A 15,042-nucleotide genomic window follows, 5' to 3' on the forward strand; every position below is an offset into this window, starting at 1 on the left:
GAGGCAGGGTCTGTCGCACGGCGCCCCGACGGCGCGGGTGCGGGTGCCGCAGGTCCGAGCGCGGTGGGTGCGAGTGCGGTGGGTGCGAGCGCCCGCCCCCGGCTGGAGGACGTCGCCGCGCGCGTGGGCCTGTCCACGGCCTCGGTGTCGCTCGTCCTGCGCAATGTGCCGGGCCCCAGCGAGCGCACCCGGCAGCGCGTCCTGAAGGCCGCGGCCGAACTCGGCTACCGCGCCGACCGCAACGCCAGCCTGCTGGCCCGCAGGCGCAGCCGGCTGCTCGGCGTCATGGTCGACATCCACAGCTCCTTCCACGCCGAACTGGTCGAGAGCCTGCACGAAGCCGCCGAGCAGAGCGGGTACGACCTGGTCCTCAGCACCCAGACCCGCACCCGCGACGAGCACACCGCCGTCGAAACCCTGCTCGCCTTCCGCTGCGAGGCGCTGATCCTGCTCGGCCCGGCCGCTCCCGCCGCGACCCTCAAGGCCCTCGACCAGAAGCTCCCCGTCGTCGCCGTCGGCCGCCGGATCGCCGACGCGGCCCTGGACGTTGTACGCACCGCCGACGAGGACGGCGTCGGTCAGGCCGTCGACCACCTCGTGGCGCTGGGACACCGGTCGATCGCCCACGTCGACGGCGGCAAGGGCGTCATCGCCACGGACCGGCGCCGCGGCTACCGCAACGCCATGCGCCGCCACGGCCTGGACGCACACATCCGCATCCTCCACGGCGACCGCACCGAAGCGGCCGGTGAACGGGCCGCCCGCCGACTCCTCGACGAAGGCGAACTGCCCACCGCCGTGCTCGCGTACAACGACCGGTGCGCCCTCGGCATCCTGTCCACCCTCGGCGAAGCCGGCGTCCCCGTCCCCGGCCGTGTGTCCCTCGTCGGCTACGACGACGACGCCATGTCCCGGCTGACCTGCTTCAACCTGACCACGGTCAGCCAGAGCGCCGACGACCAGGCCCGGCACGCCGTGACGGCCGCCGTGGAACGCCTCGAACACGGCCGCACGGCCCCCCGCGAAGTGGTTCTCGCACCACGCCTCGTGGTACGCGGCACCACCACCGTCGTCGGCTGACTTTCTTCGCCGGGAGGGTCCGCGGGACCGGTCCCGAACCGCTCAGAGACCCAAGGCTTCCCTCAGGAACGGCGTACGGAAGCGGCCCGTCGGATCGACCCGCTCCGCGAGGGACGCGAACTCGGCCAGCCTCGGATACACCTGGCGCAGCCGCTCCCCGCTCATCGCCGAGACCTTGCCCCAGTGCGGCCGGGCGGCGAAGCCCGACAGCGCGCCGTCGAGCACGGGCAGGATCTCCGCCACCCGGGCGGCATCGCGGTGGAAGGTGAAGTGGAAGGCGACGGAGTCCCGTTCGTGGTTGGGCGCCAGCCATGCCGTCTCACCGGCGACCCGGCGGATCTCCGCCGTGTACAGGACCGGCGCGAGACGGTCCCCGACGGACCGCAGCGCCTCGATCGCCTCGACCGCGCGCCCGGCGGGCAGCAGATACTCGCACTGGATCTCCGCCCCGGCACTCGGCGTGAAGCTCGACCGGAAGTGCGGCAGCCGCTCGTACCACGGCCCCGGCACCCCGCCCTGCTCGGTGACCGCGAGCGGATCGCCCCCGGGAACGGGATGCACCGGACCGTCCGCCGCGCGCGCCCCGAGCCGTTCCAGCGATGCGAGCGGTACGAGTGCGCCGTCCTCGTCGGTACGGCGCTTCGTGCACACCTGGAGCACACCCTCCGGGAGAAACCGGGTGAACATGCTGACGCTGTACGCGGCACCCATGATCGCGTCGAAGTGCTCCTCAGCGGCGTCCCAGGGAAGCCCGACATGCACCCACTGCGCGACCTCGTACCGTGGCTGTACCGCCAGATCGACGGACGTCACGACGCCGAGCGCGCCGAGTGCGACACGGTGGGCATCGAGGCGGCCGGATGCGGTGACCGTCTCGGTCTCGCCGTCGGCCCGTACGATCTCCATCCCCGTCACGGCGGCGGCGAGCGAGGAGTTGCGGACACCGGAACCGTGCGTACCGGTCTGTACGGCGCCGCCCACCGAGATGTGCGGCAGCGACGCGAGGTTGGCCAGCGCGAACCCGGCACCGTCGAGCGCGACAGAGACCTGCGCGTAGGTCAGCCCGGCCGGGACGCGGGCGACGCTCCGGGCGGAATCGATCTCCACGCGCGCGGGCATCGCGTCGAGGCTGATATGCGTACCGCCGGTGTCCGCGACGGCGCTGAAGGAGTGACGCGTGCCGAGCGCCGCGACCTGCGCGTGGGACGTGACCGCGCGGCGCAACGCGTCGAGCGACGCGGGCCGTTCCAGCCCCGACGCCCGGTAGGTGAGATTCCCGCCCCAGTTGGTGAAGGCTCGTGTGCTCGTCATGCGGCCCGCCTCGCAAGTGCTGTGGTCCAGGCACAGAGGATACGTTCGGCGCCTCGCGCGCCGTGACGGCGGTGGCGGTTACGGCAGGGGGCCCGGCGGGGGTTCGAAGGCCGTCGGGAGGGTGCCCGGGGTGATCGGGGTGCGTTGGCCCGAGCCGCCGACCGGGAGGCGGGAGCCGTCCATGGCCGGGTCGACGTAGCGTGCGAACCAGGCGTCCAGGCGGGCGGCGAGATCGACGCGGACGGCGTCAAGGGCGGGATCCGCCACGAGGTTGTGCTCCTCGCCGGGGTCCGCCGTGAGGTCGTACAGCTCGTGCGGGCCGTGCGGGTACCGGTGGACGTACTTGTGGTCGCGGCTGCGGATCATCCGGACCGGTCCGTACTCGTCGTAGACGACGATCCGTTCCCGGTCCGTCCCCTCGGGCGGCTCCGCCCCGGCGAGGATGTCGGCGAACGACCGGCCGGGCAGGCGTGGGTCGTCCGGGACGTCGAGGCCGAGGTGGTCGACGAGTGTGGGCAGCACGTCGTACTGCGACAACAGGGTGTCGCAGTGCGTGCCTTGGGGGATGCGGCCCGGCTGCGACATGAGGCACGGTACGAGGACGGAACTGTCGTACATGTTCTGCGGGAACGTGCCGTTGCCCTTGCCCCAGACGCCGTGGTGTCCCGCGTTGAAGCCGTTGTCGCTCGTGAAGATCACGAGTGTGGACCCGGTCAGGCCGAGCGCGTCGAGCCGGTCGAGGACCCGGCCGACGGCCGCGTCCATCGCGGTCGTGGCGGCGAAGTAGCCGATCAGCGCCGCACGCAAGTCCCCTTCGCCGCCCACCGGCACGCCGTCCTCGTCGAGCGGCTGCCAGGGGTGCGGCGGACCCTGCGGGCAGGTGGTGAACGCGCAGTCCTCGTACAGATCCGTGTACTGCTCGGGGTGCTGGCCCTTCCACGGCTTGTGCGGTGCGGTGAAGTGCACCGACAGATGGAAGGGCTCCGGGCGTTCGGACTCGGCCGTGAGGAAGTCGACGGCGTCGTCGGCGAGGGCGTCCGTGAGATAGCGGGGCTCCTCGGTGCGGGTGGCGTCGCGGTACATCGGGGCGCCGTAGTACGGGCCGCCGCCGCTCTCGTGCGCATACCAGTGGACGAACCCTTTGCGCGGACGGTCGTTGGCCCCGAGGTGCCACTTACCGCTGAGGCCGAGCCGGTAGCCCGCGTCCGCGAACAGATCCGTGAACAGGGTCCGTCCGGCCAGGAAGTCGATGCCGGTCCGGCCCGCGTGATGGTACGAGAGCCAGTCGTGCACGCCGTGCTGGGACGGCAGTTCGCCGGTGAACAGCGAGGCGCGGGCCGGTGAGCAGACCGGCGAGGTGCAGAAGAAGTGACTGAAGCGGATCCCGCGGGCCGCGAGCGCGTCGAGGTGCGGGGTGCGTATCTCGTCGTTGCCGGCACACCCCATCGCCCATGCTCCCTGGTCGTCGGAGAGGATCAACAGGACGTTGGGACGACCGGGATCGCGGCTGGCCATACGGGCTCCAAGGGGTGGCAGGGGTCATATGGGCGGTACGGGCGGTGAGGGCGGGGCGGGCGGGGCGGGTCATACGGGTGGTACAGGTGGCACGTGTAGCCGACCTCTGATGATCCTGCCCCGAGCCGCATCTGGAGCTGTGCATGGGTGTACGAGGTGTCCTGGTGGACGATCGGTGCGCTGCCGCGGCTCAGTGCTCGGTGAATCCCAGCAGGCGGGCCGCGTTCTCCTTGAGGATCAGCGGTCTGACCTCGTCCTTGACGGGCAGTGCGGCGAAGTCCTTGAGCCACCGGTCGGGCGTGAGCAGCGGATAGTCGGTGCCGAACAGCACCTTGTCCTTGAGCAGCGTGTTCGCGTACTGGACGAGCTGCGGCGGGAAGTACTTCGGGGACCAGCCCGACAGATCGATGTGTACCCGAGGTTTGTGCGTGGCGACGGACAGGGCCTCGTCCTGCCAGGGGAAGGACGGATGGGCCAGCACGATCGACAGGTCGGGGAAGTCGGCGGCCACGTCGTCCACGTACAGCGGGTTAGAGTACTTGAGACGGATGCCGCCGCCACCGGGCGCGCCCGCGCCGATGCCGGTCTGGCCGGTGTGGAAGACGGCGATGGCACCGGCCTCCTGGAGCGCCTCGCAGAGGACGTACGCGGCACGGTCGTTCGGGTAGAACGCCTGCACATTGGGGTGGAACTTGAATCCCTTGACCCCGAAGTCCCTTACGAGTCGGTGGACTTCCTTCGCGCCCGCCTTCCCTTTGGCCGGGTCGATCGAGGCGAACGGGATAATCACGTCCGGGTTCTCGGCCGCTGCCTCGGCGATCTCCTCGTTCGGCACGGGTGGTGTCCCGGTCGCGGCCTCCGCGTCCACGGTGAACACCACGCAGGCCATGCGCCGTTCGCGGTAGTGCGCCGCGATCTCCGGGAGCGTGGGCCTGCGGTGGCGGCCGTCCACCTTGAAGTACGTGCTCGACGCCTCCTCCAACTCGGCGGAGAGTGAGCCCCGCCCCCGTGAGGACACCTCGGCATGGGTGTGCATGTCGATCGCGGTGAGCGCACCGACGTCCAGGCCGGTCATGGGATTCCCTCCAGAGTTCGGTCGTACGGGGGTCCTACAGCGCCGGCGCGGGGATGCCGGACCGCGCTGACCTCCAGCGGAGGGCCTGCGCCGTCTCGCCCGTACCGACGGCGGCCTTGCCGGTGAGGTCCATGGTGTGTCTCCTCTGCGACGGAAGGAGGGCGGGGGCTCGCAACGCCGGACGTGCGGCGGGAACCCTCGATCTGCCGCGACGTTATGCACATCCCTTGCGTTGGTCAAGAGAGTGCGCAACATTGATCCGGCTACAGTGCAGCGGTCGAGGGCTGGGGTAGGGGCTGTGACCGGGGGTCGTGAGGGGAGTCATGGGCGACGTGAGGGCGCATCAGGAACAGGCGAGTCAGGAGCAGGCGAGTCAGGAGCAGGCGAGTCAGGAGCAGGCGCGTCAGGAACAGCGGGGGAGCGGTGGGGACGAGGTGGCGCCGCGACCGCAGTCGCTGATGCTCACCTTCCTCGGCAACTTCGTCCTCGGCGGCGATGTCTGTGTGTACTCCGGCAGCGTCATCGAGGTCTTCGGACGTACCGGCATCGGCGAACACGCGACCCGCTCCACCCTGACGCGGATGGTCAACCGCGGTCTGCTCCAGCGCCGCCGCGAAGGCCGCCGTATGTACTTCGGCCTCACCGCACGTGCCTCCGCGATCCTGCGCGACGGCGAGTGCCGGGTCTGGCGGCGGGGCGCCGTCAACGATCACTGGGACGGCACCTGGACCCTGCTCGCCTTCTCCCTGCCCGAGTCCTCGCAGCGCCAGCGCCACGACCTGCGCTCCCAACTCGCCTGGGCCGGCTTCGGACCGCTGATCGGCGGACTCTGGATCGCACCCGGCACTGCCGACACCACGGCGATCACCGGCGACCCCGAACTCGGCCCCTACGTAAGGGTGTTCCGGTCCACCGCCGATCCCGCGACCGACATCGACCGCATGGTCCACGAGACGTGGGACCTGGAGACCACGAGCGCCGGATACGCGGCCTTCCTCGACCGGTGGACACCCTTCGCCGAAGGGCGCCAGGCACCCGGCCCGTACGCGGCACCCGACGCCCTCTCCGTCAAGCTGCGGCTGCTGACCGAATGGCTCCAGATCGTCCGTGCCGACCCCTACCTCCCGGTGCGGCACCTGCCCGCCGACTGGCCCGCCGCCCTGGCCGAAGACGTGTTCCGACGGGCCGACGTCCGGGTCGACGCACCCGCCCGCGCACTCGCCGCCGAACTACTGGAGACCGTGCCGAATCTCTAGTCGCCCGGTGCGCCGCCTGCCCGCTCACCCTTTTCCGTACCAAGGACCGATGGAAGTCTGCCACGCAGCGGCCCGACTAGGTTGAGCGCATGACAAGCCTCGACCACCCCCAACTGTCCGGCCTGGGGCGGAACCTAACAGCCCTTCAGGACGTCCTGATTCGCCTGGCCGCACACAAGGCCGGCCGACACGGGATATCGCTGCGTCGCGGGCGGCTGGAGGACTCAGTTGTCGAGGCTCTGCTGGCCCACGGAGACGACAACACCGCGGTGAGCCTTCACGGAGACCGGATCTCCCCGGCGATGCGCCGCAGGATCGCCGAGCATCCGGATCCGGCGATCCGTGACGCGTACACAAACTCTGTCCGCGACATGGTGGATCGCAAGGTGCGGATCGGCATCGATGACCTGGAGGAAGCCTACGGCCGGCCTCGGGCGGTACTCGTCAGGGCGACGAGTCCGAGCCTGCGCGCCGCGGTCGCGCGAGCCTGGCACGACCGGCCTCCCACCGTGCAAGTGGAACTACTCGCCGACCCGGATCCGCAGGTCCGTGCAGCCGCCACCGAGCACAGGCAACAGGGTGTCCCGCCTGAGTGGAGGGAGCGTTGCCTTGCCGATCCTGCCGTGCGCGTCAACGTGGCACGCTACGTCCCGCTCACGTCGGAGCAGTTTGCGCAGCTCATGCGGAGCGGGGATGAGGAGGTCCATCAGGCTGTCGCCGGGAACCCCCACCTGTCGGCAGAGATGGTTGCCCGGCTACTGGACATCGACGACCCGCTCGTGCGGGTCGCGGCTGCGCAGAGTCGCCATGTGGACGCCGAAGCCCGGGACCGACTGTATGCGCTCGTAGAAGCCGAACGCGCGGACGGAAGCATCGAGGCGAAGGTGGCTCTGAGTTGGAACTTCGCTGAACCGGACTGGCTGCGCGAAGCGCCTCTCGACGAGCGGATGACCTACCTGGACTGCAAGTACACAATATTCCGGCGTGTACTGGCCTCCTGCCACGACCTGCCTGAAGAAGCATGGCGCCGACTGGACAACGACCCGGAACTCGCAGTGCGCCGTGCCGCCGCCCGCCGGCCGGACACACCACCGGAGGTCCTGGAAGGGCTGGTACGCGCAGACGGCGACGTGTTCCACATCCGACCGCTGCTCGTCGACCACCCCAACTTCCCCCGCCACATGCTGCGCACGTTCGTCGACGAACCAAGCCCGAACGTGCGCTACGTCGCCCTGCAAGACCCAGAACTACCTGTGCCAGACCTTCAGCAACTCGCCGCCGCTGCCGAGTCCTTCCTGCGCCGCGGGGTCGCCCGTCACCCCAACATCACGGACGCGTTGCTGGAGCATCTGCTGTCCGACCCGGACCCCCAGGTAGCCGATGATGCCGCTGCCAACTCCGCGCTGCGGCCGACCCAGATGTATCGAATCCTCACTGCTGCTGGCTTGTGACTCCACGAGAGCCTCAGGCACGGGCCCGTGTTCTCCCTGTTCTCTGGGACTGGCTGCTCGACGGTTCCGAGGCGCTGATCCGCCCGTACTCCCTGTGCTCGCCGCCGTACGACCGCGGGACCTGGCGTATCGCGGTGCTGCGGGAACCGGCCGGGCGCGGCGGCTCCGCGCATGTCCACGACCGGCTCGCCGAAGGCGACACCGTGCGCGTGCGTCGCCCCCGCAACCACTTCGCCCTGGCGATGTCGTCGAGGCGGCCGGGGTCCAGGTCCTCATGTCCTGCCGCGAGGGCACCAGCGGCACCTGCGAGCCGGAGGATCTGGCCCGAGAGGTCGACCACGGCGGCTCCCTCCTCACCCTCGCCGAACGGGCCGCGCACGACACCATGATGATCTGCGTGTCCCCGGCCGTCTGCCCGAAATTGGTCCTCGATCTGTGAGACACGTGCGGCGCGCGGCACCTCCGAACGGCCCTCTCCTGTCGCGCCCCGACCGAAACGGCTCTCCAGTAGGAGCAGGGGGCCGTTCCAGCGTGGCGACGCATGACGCCGTCGCGCCGGGTGCGCGCCCCCTCATCACCTCGCCCGGCCCCGGTGGGCCGGGCCCCTGACGAAGGAGAGTTTCATGCCGCGTGGTGCGAGCCCCAAGCGGGAGCGACAGTTCGAGCACATCAAGGAGAGCGCCGAAAGGCGGGGCGCCTCCACGGGACGGGCCAAGGAGATGGCGGCCCGTACCGTCACCAAGGAGCGGGCGCGGGTCGGCGAGTCGAGCGCGGCGAGCCGGACGTCGATGCGGGATCCGAAGGCGGCGCCGCAGCGCGCCGGTCAGCGCTCCCACACCGCCGCCCAGGGGCCCACGAAGGACCAGCTCTACGCCGAGGCGAAGAAGCGGAACGTCGAGGGCAGGTCCACGATGACCAAGCAGCAGCTGGCCAGGGCCCTGGGCCGCTGACCCCACTTCCCGCGGCGGGGCCGAGACATGGGCCGTTCCGGTCCGCTCAGCGCGGCCGTGGGTCGAAGCGCGCGGCGACCGCCTGCTCCAGCGTGAGACCGCTCGCGTCGTCGTCGGGTTCCAGGAACGCATGGATCACGGCGAGCGCGACGGTTCCCATGAGGGAGCGGCGGTTGTCGTGGTCGACGACACCGGCGTCCGGATCACCGATGGCCCGCAGGGTCATCCCGTCGGTGGTCGCCGAGAGCGCGTTGGCGAGGTCGTCGAGAGTCAGACCCGGACGCAGCCGCAGACCGCGCTCCCGCAGGACGGCGGCGTACAGCTCCTTCCACGAGCCGAGATAGTCCTCGTACATCTCGGACACGGCTCGTGTGATCTCCTCGTCCCCCTCGGCCGCGGTCATCAGGGCCAGACCGAGCCGGACGGACGGCATGGCGGCCCCTTCGGCGGTGTGCCGGTAGGCCATGTCGTGCACGGCCCCCACGAAGTCGGGACCGTTCACCAGCTTGCGGATGTTCGCGCCGCGCCCCTCCCGGTACTCGGGCCGGTAGTTCTCGCGCCACACCGCGAAGTTGATCAGGTCGGCGACGAACTCCGACTGCGCGCTCCAGCGGTCCCGCAGCGAGGCGACGCTCCCCTGGCGGGGGAAGGGCCGGGGGTTGCGGGCGACCTCGGCGGCGACGGCGCGCTGCGAGAGAAAGCTGAGCAGAGGACGCTCACCGTGCACTCCGCGCTGCGCACCGGGCCCGAGATGGCGCCCGAGCAGCCGCATTCCGGCGGCCAGATAGGCGGCCGTGACGGGATCGTTCGCGAGTCGCGTACGGAAGGGGCGGGTACGGCGGTTGAGGTGGTGCAGTACGCCGGACAGGTCCCGGTCGTAGGGGTACGGCAGGTCGCGCTTCGGTGACCTGCGGCGCGGGGCCGGCGGCTCGTTCACGGAGGGCATGCGGGCATACTTCCCTGGCCCGCGCCCGTCCGACAGGGGCGCACCCGCGCGGAACCCGCGCCGCGCCGGACGGTACCGCGCGGCTGCGGGGCAGCGGGCCGCCGATACAGCGCGTTACACCTGGGGCCTTCCGACTGGCGAAGGTGTGATCGACGATGCTCAGCACTCATATCGGCGGTGCGGCGTGGGCCCTGGCCTCCGTAGCCGTCAGCAGCGCCCTGATCCGGCTGGCCCTGTGCGCGCTCGCCGTCCACGCGGCCCGCAAGGCGCTCGACCCGACGACGGACGCAAAAACCGCCGACCGCGTCCGCGCCCACCGGCTCGCGGTACTGCGCGCCCTCCTCAACGTCCTGAAGCCACCGTGGCGTTGAGGGATCGTCCTGGTCGGACCAAGCGGGTTCCTGGTTGGACAAAGGCGGGTCCGGGACGGCCGCTACTCCAGCCACATCCCGTCGCGCATGACGACCCGTCCGCGCAGCTCCGGCTCACCCCGCCAGGCGTGCACGGTCTTCGGCACCACGCGCACGTACAGAAAGGGGCCTTCCTCCGTGCGCGGGTCCCACCCGAACTTGGCCGCGAACGCGTCCGCCGGGCCACCGGGCACCTCCTCGTCGGCGAAGCACTCCGCCTCACCCTGGAGGAGTACGACGTCGAAGGTGTCCGGCAGCGCCAGGCGCACGCGCGGCTCCCTGCGGACGTTCCGTGCGGTCGCGGACCCCGCACCCGTGCACATCCACAGCGCTTGTCCGTCCCACAGGAACCAGAGTGGTACCTGATGCGGCCCGTGATCGGGATGCGCTGTCGACACCCAGACATCCCGTTCCCCGGCAAGCCGTTCCAGCGTGTCGTCCCTGCGTTCCCGCACCTGACGACGGACCGTCCCCATGTTCTGCATGAGCGCCGACCCTAGCCAGCGATCTCGTAGCGCACATGGGGCGCGGGACCTACTCCGAGCGACCGATCACCCTCTCCGCCTGTACGTCGGGCGGCCGATCGGCCCGCTCGTCGCCGTCAACCGGTGCGCTCGGCCACGACGATGCGGGGGTGTTGGCCGGCGACACTCACCTCGTACACATCGACGGTTCTCCATCCGGGGGCCTCGATCAGGGCATGCGCCTGATGATGGTTCAGGATCGCCACCACCAGCCCGCCCCGGCGCACCACCCGCCGCCACTGGTCCACGTGGACCGCGAGGTCGCCGATGCCGAGCCGTACGTCCCACGGCGGGTTGGTGACGATCCGGTCCACCGGGGTGTGTGTCGGATCGAGACGTGCGGCGTCGCCGACACACCATGCGACGCGTGTGCCACCGGGTGTGTTCGTCCGGGCCGCATCGATCGCGCGGGGGTCCCGGTCACTTCCCAGGTAGACGGCGTCGGGCGCGATCTGCGCGGCTTCGAGCAGAATCGTCCCGGCCCCGCAGAAGGGGTCGAGCACCCGGTGCCCGGCGTCGATGCGGGCCAGCCGTGCGAGCGCGGCGGCCACCGGTGGGTGCAGGCTCCCCGTCACGGTGGTGTGCCGCCAGTCCCTGCGATGCAGCGGCGCGTCGAACGGCCGTACCGCCACATGCGCCGTGGTGCCGTCGAGGACGACACGCCAATCGAGCCGCTGCCGTGGTGGTGGCGCGCCGTGGCGGCGGGAGTGGTACGCCGTGCCGGTGCGCTCGGCGACGACCGCACCGATGAGGTCCTCGATGTCGAACCGGCTGTACGTGCGTCTGCCGACGAACGACGCACTCACGGCGAACCCTTCGCCGGGGTGATGGCTGAGCGGGACGGTGAGCCGGCGGCGGACGGCTCTGGCCAGGGTCGCCAGGTCGGCCTTGGTCCGGCCGGGATCGGGGAACGTGGCACCGATGAGGAAGAGATCGTCGGCCGGCGGAGGCGGTTCGGTGATGATGCTCGCGGAGGTGGGTGCGACGACGAGTTGACGTTTGGACATGTCGATCACATGGTGACCGGCCGCTGCCAGATGGGCGGCGGCCAGGCGCTCAAGGCCGGTGACGGTGCGCAGCAGTACGCGCGGCTGGGCACCGGTGGTGAGCGCGTGGGTGATCGACTCTGCCGCGCCGGGGCGCGCAGAGGGCATGAAGATGTCTCCCGGTAGCGGTCGGGAGCGGCCAAGTGGCCGGCTCCCGCATCGCCGACGGCGGGGCGGGGCCTCGAACCGACAGGCGGATCGTCAGCCGAGACGGAAGAACGTGAACGTCATGCCGGTGATGCTCTCACGGCGAGGTGCGGGTTGGGTGCCCGCCTTGGTGGCGGCTCAGTGCGGCGGGCCCCGGGCCGGTGGGGAAGGCTGTCTCAGTCGGCCGTCACCGTGATGGCCTGCACCGGGCAGACCCGCGCCGCCTCATGCACCATCGGGTCGCCCCCGCCGTCCTCCTTGCCGGGCAGCAGCTCGCTGAACCCGTCGTCGTCCTGGGTGAAGACACCCGGCACCGTCAGGGCGCACTGTCCCGCGCCGATGCACTTTTCCTTGTCGATCTCGATGTGCACGGTCCCGCCTCTCGTCTCGCTCACCAGGTCACCAGCTCACCGGCAGTTCGAGCATGCCCTGGATCGTGTTGCCCGGCTTGAAGGGGATCTCGTCGGGGGGCGCCGCGAGCCGCAGCCCCGGCAGGCGCCTGAAGAGTGTCCGCAGGGCGATGTCCATCTCGGCACGGGCCAGGTTCTGGCCGAGGCACTGGTGGACGCCGAAGCCGAAGGCGACATGGTGGCGGTTCGGGCGGTGCCAGTCCAGGGCGTCCGGCTCCGGGAACACATCGGTGTCACGGTTGATGACGGACGTGGAGAAGACGACCCCCTCACCGGCCCGGATCGTCGCCCCGTCCACCTCGATGTCCTCGGTGGCCAGCCGCAGCATCCCCTCGGCGATCGACAGGTACCGCAGCAACTCCTCCACGGCGGCGGACATCAGCGAATCCTCGGCACGGAGTTCGGCCAGCTGCTCCGGGTGGCGCAGCAGCGTGAAGGTGCCCAGCGAGATCATGTTCGACGTCGTCTCGTGCCCGGCGATCAGCAGGATCGTGGAGAGCCCGATCAGCTCCTCACGGTCGAGTTCCCCGTCCGTGAGTCGCCGCTGGATCAGCTCGTCGAGCAGCCCGTCGCCCGGATCCCGCTGCTTGCGGTCGATCAGGTCGCCCAGATAGGCGTCCAGCCGGTCCCGGGCCTTCTCCACGTCGGCCAGATCGGGGCCGCGCAGCAGCAACCGTGCCTGCTCCTCGAAGAAGGCGTGGTCGGCGTACGGCACGCCGAGCAGCGCGGAGATCACCATGGACGGTACGGGCAGCGCGAACGCGCTCACGAGGTCGGCCGGCGGCCCCTGCGTCTCCATGGCGTCGAGCAGCCGGTCCACGATCTCCTGGATACGTGAACGCAGCGCCTCGATCCGTTTGACGGTGAAGCTCGGGATGAGCATGCGCCGCTGCGTGTTGTGTACGGGGTCGTCGACGCCGAGCAGTGCGGGACGGCGGTTGCTCAGGGCGGCGAAACGCGGGTTCGGCATCGGGAAGCCGTCGCGTTCACGATCACTGGACAGCCGGGGGTCGGCCAGCAGCTCACGCGCGGCGGTGAGCCCGGTCACGACCCACACTTCCCGGCCGTCATAGAGAGACACCCTGGTCAGGGGCCGGTTCGCACGCAGCGGCCCATAGCCGTCGGGCGGCTGGTAAGGGCACGTACGGTCCTGGGGGAACGTCACGGGTTCTGTCATCGAGCACCTCGCGGATGAGGAGGTCGGCACACCGACCGATTTAGGTGCCTCGGGCACCTAAAGGGTCACGCCGAGCCGGGCCAGATCGGTCAAACGGGGCATCTGGCCGATATGTACCGCTATTAATCTCTTACCCCTATAGTGCTCCTCGCCAACAGAGTGCACCCGGACGCCGGACCTGCGCGGCGGGGGTGGTGCCGGGGGGTGGCGGCGCCGGGGGGTGGCGCCGCATCGACCTGAGATGCGGATCAGGTCAGCTTGACCTCTCCACCTGCCGCAGCCGAAGGCCCGCCGCGACACGGATCCGGCGCGTTCGCCCGCGCTCGGCGAGTAGTTCCAGCGCATCGGGCGCGGTCGGGATCGCGGTACTCGGGACCATGCGCTGGCACCAGTCGGTGGCCCCGAGCAGATCCTCGACGGCCCACGGCTCGCCCAGGGTGATCGCTCGGAGCAGACTCCATTCGCCGAGCCGCCGAGCGGGGAAGTGCCGCTCGGCGATCACGTCGGCAAGGGTCCGCGCCCAGGTGGTGAACCGAGGGTCGGTCAACATCTCAGCGGCCCGTCGGTCCAGGTGCCGGCCCACGGCGCTCTCCGCCATGTTGGCGTCCGGGTCACGCAGCACGGCGGCCACCAGATCGGCTTCGTCCGCCTCCGCCACGGTCTCCAGGGCGCTCAGCCAACGGGCGAATCGCAGATGCTCGGCGGGCTCTTCGTCGTGGTGGGGCCCGGTCATGTCGCCGTCCTTCTCTTCCGCACGACTTCTTCCGCACGACTTCTTCCGTACGACCTCTTCGGTACGGCCGGCCTGCCGCCGCGTCCACGCGATCATCCCGCGGCACCCGCCCGGATCGCCACAGGCCCGATCCAGATCGCCATCGGTCAGATGACGTAGCCGCAGCCACCCCCGTACGAACTACGTCATTTGCCTCAATCGGCGGCCGGGGCCGTCCTCCTAGCGTTCAGCACGTCCCCCCCATCGAGCCCCGGGCCGGGCGTCCGGGCGAAGGAGGCAGTGTCGTGAGTGAAGTGAAGAACATCGTCCTGGTCCACGGTGGTTTCGTCGACGGCTCCGGCTGGCAGGGCGTCTACGACCACCTGACGGCCGACGGCTACCGGGTCACCGCCGTGCAGAACCCCACCCTGTCACTGGCCGGCGATGTCGCCGCGACCCAGCAGATCCTCGACGGACTCGACGGCCCCGCCGTACTGGTCGGCCACTCCTACGGCGGCGTGGTCATCACCGAGGCGGGCAACCACCCGAACGTCGCCGGGCTCGCCTACATCGCGGCGTTCGCGCCCGACAAGGGCGAGTCCGTCAGCACCCTGATCGCCGACCCGCCGCCCGGCGCGCCGGTCCCGCCGATCCTGCCGCCCAAGGACGGGTTCCTGTTCCTGGACCGGGACAAGTTCGCCGCGTCGTTCGCCGCCGACGTACCCGCCGCGCTGGCGGCCTTCATGGCCGACTCGCAGGTGCCGTGGGGCGTGGACGCGCTCGGCGGGGCGGTGTCGGAACCCGCCTGGCGGACCAAGCCGTCGTGGTACCTGGTCGCCACCGACGACCACATGATCCCGCCGCCCGCCCAGCGCGTGATGTCCGTACGGGCGGGGTCGACCGTCACGGAGACCCCGGGCAGCCACGCCGTCTACGTGTCCAACCCCGCGGCCGTGGCGGCCGTCATCAACCAGGCGGCCCACTCGCTCTCCGCCCGCTAGCGGAACCGGTACCTCCCGAGCCGCCGCTGCC

General features: G+C 70.6%; 16 protein-coding genes and 1 pseudogene. 8 read left to right on the plus strand and 9 right to left on the minus strand.

The annotated features are described in order from the left end of the window. The first annotated feature begins 78 nt into the window (after window positions 1–78). On the plus strand, window positions 79–1,080 hold the full coding sequence (locus ACIQNU_RS16615) for a LacI family DNA-binding transcriptional regulator (RefSeq protein ID WP_401367107.1): 1,002 nt from the start codon (window positions 79–81) through the stop codon (window positions 1,078–1,080). Between the two features lie 42 nt (window positions 1,081–1,122). On the opposite strand, the gene ACIQNU_RS16620 is transcribed toward ACIQNU_RS16615, so the two are convergent. The 3 genes from ACIQNU_RS16620 to ACIQNU_RS16630 form a co-directional block, all read right to left on the minus strand. Beyond that, window positions 1,123–2,391: an FAD-binding protein gene (locus ACIQNU_RS16620; protein ID WP_401366507.1), complete on the minus strand. Its 1,269-nt coding sequence runs from the start codon at window positions 2,389–2,391 to the stop codon at window positions 1,123–1,125. Window positions 2,392–2,469: 78 nt separating this feature from the next. Further along, on the minus strand, window positions 2,470–3,906 hold the full coding sequence (locus ACIQNU_RS16625; protein ID WP_401366509.1) for a sulfatase-like hydrolase/transferase: 1,437 nt from the start codon (window positions 3,904–3,906) through the stop codon (window positions 2,470–2,472). 190 nt (window positions 3,907–4,096) lie between these two features. Further along, window positions 4,097–4,981 carry an amidohydrolase family protein gene (locus tag ACIQNU_RS16630; protein ID WP_401366511.1) on the minus strand — a complete coding sequence of 295 codons (885 nt, stop codon included), beginning with the start codon at window positions 4,979–4,981 and terminating at the stop codon, window positions 4,097–4,099. A 323-nt stretch (window positions 4,982–5,304) separates the two neighbouring features. Between ACIQNU_RS16630 and ACIQNU_RS16635 the strand changes: the two genes are divergently transcribed. The 5 genes and pseudogenes from ACIQNU_RS16635 (at window position 5,305) to ACIQNU_RS16655 (ending at window position 8,638) form a co-directional block, all read left to right on the plus strand. Further along, on the plus strand, window positions 5,305–6,237 hold the full coding sequence (locus ACIQNU_RS16635; protein ID WP_401366512.1) for a PaaX family transcriptional regulator C-terminal domain-containing protein: 933 nt from the start codon (window positions 5,305–5,307) through the stop codon (window positions 6,235–6,237). An 89-nt stretch (window positions 6,238–6,326) separates the two neighbouring features. Then, window positions 6,327–7,688, plus strand: a complete 1,362-nt coding sequence (locus ACIQNU_RS16640) for a hypothetical protein (RefSeq protein ID WP_401366514.1) — start codon at window positions 6,327–6,329, stop codon at window positions 7,686–7,688. 74 nt (window positions 7,689–7,762) lie between these two features. After that, a pseudogene (locus ACIQNU_RS16645) lies at window positions 7,763–7,942 on the plus strand (oxidoreductase); the annotation flags it as partial. Window positions 7,943–7,962: 20 nt separating this feature from the next. Then, on the plus strand, window positions 7,963–8,127 hold the full coding sequence (locus ACIQNU_RS16650; RefSeq protein WP_401367133.1) for an oxidoreductase: 165 nt from the start codon (window positions 7,963–7,965) through the stop codon (window positions 8,125–8,127). A 184-nt stretch (window positions 8,128–8,311) separates the two neighbouring features. Further along, a complete protein-coding gene (locus ACIQNU_RS16655; protein WP_401366516.1) occupies window positions 8,312–8,638 on the plus strand; it encodes a plasmid stabilization protein in 327 nt (108 codons plus the stop codon). Between the two features lie 46 nt (window positions 8,639–8,684). Here ACIQNU_RS16655 and ACIQNU_RS16660 read toward each other — a convergent pair whose 3' ends face one another. Next, window positions 8,685–9,584 carry a hypothetical protein gene (locus ACIQNU_RS16660; protein ID WP_401366518.1) on the minus strand — a complete coding sequence of 300 codons (900 nt, stop codon included), beginning with the start codon at window positions 9,582–9,584 and terminating at the stop codon, window positions 8,685–8,687. A 155-nt stretch (window positions 9,585–9,739) separates the two neighbouring features. Between ACIQNU_RS16660 and ACIQNU_RS16665 the strand changes: the two genes are divergently transcribed. Further along, a complete protein-coding gene (locus tag ACIQNU_RS16665) occupies window positions 9,740–9,955 on the plus strand; it encodes a hypothetical protein (protein ID WP_401366520.1) in 216 nt (71 codons plus the stop codon). A gap of 62 nt (window positions 9,956–10,017) precedes the next feature. On the opposite strand, the gene ACIQNU_RS16670 is transcribed toward ACIQNU_RS16665, so the two are convergent. The 5 genes from ACIQNU_RS16670 to ACIQNU_RS16690 all read right to left on the minus strand — a co-directional run bounded on the left by ACIQNU_RS16670 (window position 10,018) and on the right by ACIQNU_RS16690 (window position 14,031). Continuing rightward, the gene (locus ACIQNU_RS16670; protein WP_401366521.1) at window positions 10,018–10,479 is read right to left on the minus strand and encodes a pyridoxamine 5'-phosphate oxidase family protein; all 462 of its coding nucleotides are present in this window, start codon (window positions 10,477–10,479) and stop codon (window positions 10,018–10,020) included. Between the two features lie 116 nt (window positions 10,480–10,595). After that, a complete protein-coding gene (locus ACIQNU_RS16675; RefSeq protein WP_401366523.1) occupies window positions 10,596–11,672 on the minus strand; it encodes a TRM11 family SAM-dependent methyltransferase in 1,077 nt (358 codons plus the stop codon). 215 nt (window positions 11,673–11,887) lie between these two features. Next, a complete protein-coding gene (locus ACIQNU_RS16680) occupies window positions 11,888–12,082 on the minus strand; it encodes a ferredoxin (RefSeq protein ID WP_401367109.1) in 195 nt (64 codons plus the stop codon). Window positions 12,083–12,110: 28 nt separating this feature from the next. Then, window positions 12,111–13,298 (minus strand): cytochrome P450, encoded by a 1,188-nt coding sequence (locus ACIQNU_RS16685; protein ID WP_401366524.1) that lies wholly within the window; start codon window positions 13,296–13,298, stop codon window positions 12,111–12,113. Window positions 13,299–13,551: 253 nt separating this feature from the next. After that, window positions 13,552–14,031, minus strand: a complete 480-nt coding sequence (locus ACIQNU_RS16690) for a hypothetical protein (RefSeq protein WP_401366526.1) — start codon at window positions 14,029–14,031, stop codon at window positions 13,552–13,554. 284 nt (window positions 14,032–14,315) lie between these two features. Between ACIQNU_RS16690 and ACIQNU_RS16695 the strand changes: the two genes are divergently transcribed. After that, window positions 14,316–15,011, plus strand: a complete 696-nt coding sequence (locus ACIQNU_RS16695) for an alpha/beta fold hydrolase (protein ID WP_401366527.1) — start codon at window positions 14,316–14,318, stop codon at window positions 15,009–15,011. Window positions 15,012–15,042 lie beyond the last annotated feature (31 nt).

The organism is Streptomyces sp. NPDC091292, from assembly GCF_044757265.1.
GTDB lineage: Bacteria > Actinomycetota > Actinomycetes > Streptomycetales > Streptomycetaceae > Streptomyces.

Coding starts and splice junctions, on each gene's coding strand:
- ACIQNU_RS16620 (WP_401366507.1), bottom strand. CDS start 2,391: ATGACGAGCACACGAGCCTTCACCAACTGGGGCGGGAATCTCACCTAC.
- ACIQNU_RS16625 (WP_401366509.1), bottom strand. CDS start 3,906: ATGGCCAGCCGCGATCCCGGTCGTCCCAACGTCCTGTTGATCCTCTCC.
- ACIQNU_RS16630 (WP_401366511.1), bottom strand. CDS start 4,981: ATGACCGGCCTGGACGTCGGTGCGCTCACCGCGATCGACATGCACACC.
- ACIQNU_RS16635 (WP_401366512.1), top strand. CDS start 5,305: ATGGGCGACGTGAGGGCGCATCAGGAACAGGCGAGTCAGGAGCAGGCG.
- ACIQNU_RS16640 (WP_401366514.1), top strand. CDS start 6,327: ATGACAAGCCTCGACCACCCCCAACTGTCCGGCCTGGGGCGGAACCTA.
- ACIQNU_RS16650 (WP_401367133.1), top strand. CDS start 7,963: ATGTCCTGCCGCGAGGGCACCAGCGGCACCTGCGAGCCGGAGGATCTG.
- ACIQNU_RS16655 (WP_401366516.1), top strand. CDS start 8,312: ATGCCGCGTGGTGCGAGCCCCAAGCGGGAGCGACAGTTCGAGCACATC.
- ACIQNU_RS16660 (WP_401366518.1), bottom strand. CDS start 9,584: ATGCCCTCCGTGAACGAGCCGCCGGCCCCGCGCCGCAGGTCACCGAAG.
- ACIQNU_RS16665 (WP_401366520.1), top strand. CDS start 9,740: ATGCTCAGCACTCATATCGGCGGTGCGGCGTGGGCCCTGGCCTCCGTA.
- ACIQNU_RS16670 (WP_401366521.1), bottom strand. CDS start 10,479: ATGCAGAACATGGGGACGGTCCGTCGTCAGGTGCGGGAACGCAGGGAC.
- ACIQNU_RS16675 (WP_401366523.1), bottom strand. CDS start 11,672: ATGCCCTCTGCGCGCCCCGGCGCGGCAGAGTCGATCACCCACGCGCTC.
- ACIQNU_RS16685 (WP_401366524.1), bottom strand. CDS start 13,298: ATGACAGAACCCGTGACGTTCCCCCAGGACCGTACGTGCCCTTACCAG.
- ACIQNU_RS16690 (WP_401366526.1), bottom strand. CDS start 14,031: ATGACCGGGCCCCACCACGACGAAGAGCCCGCCGAGCATCTGCGATTC.